Source organism: Streptomyces pathocidini (assembly GCF_001418495.1).
GTDB classification, from domain to species: domain Bacteria; phylum Actinomycetota; class Actinomycetes; order Streptomycetales; family Streptomycetaceae; genus Streptomyces; species Streptomyces pathocidini.
Genome location: NZ_LIQY01000571.1, coordinates 1 through 2915, shown reverse-complemented (window position 1 = coordinate 2915; position 2915 = coordinate 1). Strand labels below are relative to the sequence as shown.

The following is a 2915-nucleotide window of genomic DNA, read 5'->3' as shown; positions in this document are numbered from 1 at the left end:
AGATGTGTATAAGCGACGGTACGGCAACTGTGGCACCGGGGTCGGTATGGCGCGTGGGCGCGGTGGTACGGATCGGCCGACGTCCGTGTTTCGTAAGGATCCACGGTCCGGAATGTCCGATTCGACTCCGTAGGGTGAGGAGCGTGACCGACTCCACCGCGAACCCGGGCCCTGCCTCTGGTCCCGCCCCGGATCCGAGCCCCGGCCTGAACCCGGCCCCGGCCCTCCGGGCCGATGTCGTCCTCCCCTGCCTGGACGAGGCTGCCGCGCTGCCCGAGGTGCTGGGCCGCGTACCCGCGGGCTGGCGCGCGATCGTCGTCGACAACGGGTCCACGGACGGCTCGGCGGAGATCGCCCGCTCGCTCGGCGCCACCGTCGTGCAGGAGCCGCGCCGCGGCTTCGGGTCCGCCTGCCATGCCGGGCTCCTGGCGGCCGAGGCGGAGTACGTGTGCTTCTGCGACTGCGACGGATCGCTCGACCTGGGGCTGCTGCCCGCACTCGTACGCCAAGTCGNNCCATGCGGGCCGCTCGCCGCGAGGACCTGCTGTCCCTCGCCCTCACGGACCGCCGCAGCGGCTACCCGCTGGAGATGGTGGTACGGGCCTCCGACGCCGGGCTACGGGTGCGCGAGACGGACGTCCCGTACGTGCCCCGCGCCGGAAAGTCCAAGGTCACGGGCACGTGGCGCGGCACGTGGCACGCGGTGCGCGACATGAGAGCGGTACTGGCGAGGCCACCGGGGGTGGGGCCGGGGCGGCCTGGGCCCACGGGAACACGCCGGCCATCGGGCGGGAGCCCGCCGGACCCCGAATCCGGTCCCCGCCCGCTGGGCGACATCGCACAGGACCCTGGTCCCAACGCCCCACCACCGGATGGCACCACACAGGACCTCCGCCCCAAGCTCCGGCCAACGGATGGGACGGGGATGGCCTCATGACCGGTCGTCATGTCGACGAGGGGCCGACCGGCTGCCGCGCCGCCCCGTACGGGCCGACCGCTCTGCTCGTCATCGCGAAGGAGCCCGTGCCCGGCCGGGTCAAGACGCGGCTCACTCCGCCCTTCAGCCCCGACGAGGCAGCGGAGTTGGCCGAGGCCGCGCTCGCCGACACCCTGCGCGCCGTCGCCGAACTGCCCGCCCGCCGCCGCACAGTCGTCCTCGACGGACGGCCGGGTTCCTGGCTGCCGCCGGGCTTCGACGTCGTACCGCAGTGCGCGGGCGGGCTCGACGAGCGGCTGGCAGCAGCGTTCGCGGCGAGCGAGGGGCCCACGCTGCTGATTGGCATGGACACCCCGCAGGTCACCCGCGCCCTGCTGGCCCCCGCGCTCGGGCCGGACGCGTGGCGGGATTGCGGGGCCTGGTTCGGGCCTGCCGAGGACGGTGGGTTCTGGGCGCTGGGTCTGGCGGCCCCGGACCCCGCGCTGCTGCGCGGGGTCCCCATGTCCGCCCCGGAGACCGGCGCCGTCCAGCGCGAGCGGCTGACACGCGCGGGCCTCACCGTCCGCGACCTGCCGCCCCTGCGCGACGTCGACACGGCCACCGACGCCACCCACGTCGCCGCCACGGCCCCGCACGGTGCCTTCGCCGCCACGTACACCCGGCTGGTGGGCGATCGGATGGGACGGGGCACGCAGGCCCCGGGCCCTGCCGACGGGGACACCGCGCGCCCGGGCGCCGAGCGGGAGGACGCCGAGCAGAGGCACGCCGGGGGCACGAGCGGCGTACGCCGCGACTCCGCGGGCCGTGTGGCCGGGCGTGGGGAAGCCGGAAGCACGGACACCGCGGACCAGGGCGCCCGGCCCCGGGACACCGCGAACCGAGACACGCCAGACCCGGGCTGCGTTGCCCGGACCCTCGACCCTCCTCCTGCCGAGGACCGGGCCGACAGACGCCGGAACAACAGGCGGCCGGGGGCCGGGCAGTGAGCACCACCGTGTCGCTCGGTGGAGCCGACTCGGCTGGCACGTACGCGGGTTGGGGCGCATCCTGGGGCGCCGACCCCTACGCCGATGCCTTGCGGAGCGGGCAGGGGCCGTTGTTTCTGCGGCGGAGTGACGGGTGGCTGCTGCCGTTGGATATCGAGCGGTGGTGTGCGGGGGCGGACGCCTCCGACCTGTCGGCGCTGCGGCGCTGCGAGGGACCCGTGCTCGACATAGGGTGTGGCCCCGGCCGCCTGGTCGCGGCGCTGTCCGCGCGAGGGCACCAGACGCTCGGCATCGACGTGAGCCAGGCCGCCGTCGACCGCACGGTCCGGCTGGGCGGCACGGCCCTGCGCCGATCGGTCTTCGACTCCCTTCCCGGCGAAGGCCGTTGGGGCACGGCACTGCTCGTGGACGGCAACATCGGCATCGGCGGAGACCCGCGCGTGCTCCTCGTCCGGGTCGCGGAACTCCTCGCCCCGGGCGGGCTCCTCATCGCCGAGACGGCACCGGTGGATGTGGACGAGCGGGTACGGGTACGAGTGGACGACGGTCGTGGCGGCGGGAGCAGCGAGGCCGGCTCGGTCTTCCCGTGGGCGCGCCTCGGCACCCCGGCGCTGCTGCGGTACGCCGGGCCGCTCGGCTGGCGTCCGGCCGATCAATGGGTGGCGTCCGAGCGGCCCTTCGTGGCTTTGCGCCGAAGCCACGAAGGCAGCCACAACCGCAACCGCTGACACGACCGCAGCCGCGGACTCCACCGCACCAACCGCACTACCAACCACACCCCCGAGACCGCGAACAACCCCGCCGAGATCAGCAGCCAGCGCCCCAGGAACACCCCGGCGGGCAACCCCGTATAAGCCGTGTAGTGCCCCACCTGACGAGTGATCAGCGGGAACCAGACCAGCAGCAGGAGTCCGGACAGGAATGCCGGTACGCGGACGTGGTTGACCCCCGCCGACCGCAGCCGCTCACCCACCTCCCCCGGCCGCGACTCC

At 74.6% G+C, this 2915-nt stretch carries 4 pseudogenes; all 4 read left to right on the top strand.

Annotated features, from left to right (window positions below):
• Positions 1 to 206: 206 nt before the first annotated feature.
• A pseudogene (locus AOK16_RS29025) lies at positions 207 to 513 on the top strand (glycosyltransferase family 2 protein); the annotation flags it as partial.
• Positions 514 to 515: 2 nt separating this feature from the next.
• A pseudogene (locus AOK16_RS28735) lies at positions 516 to 766 on the top strand (glycosyltransferase); the annotation flags it as partial.
• A 167-nt stretch (positions 767 to 933) separates the two neighbouring features.
• Positions 934 to 1608: pseudogene (locus tag AOK16_RS28730) on the top strand (TIGR04282 family arsenosugar biosynthesis glycosyltransferase); the annotation flags it as partial.
• Between the two features lie 323 nt (positions 1609 to 1931).
• Positions 1932 to 2777: pseudogene (locus AOK16_RS28725) on the top strand (class I SAM-dependent methyltransferase).
• The last annotated feature ends 138 nt before the right edge of the window (positions 2778 to 2915 follow it).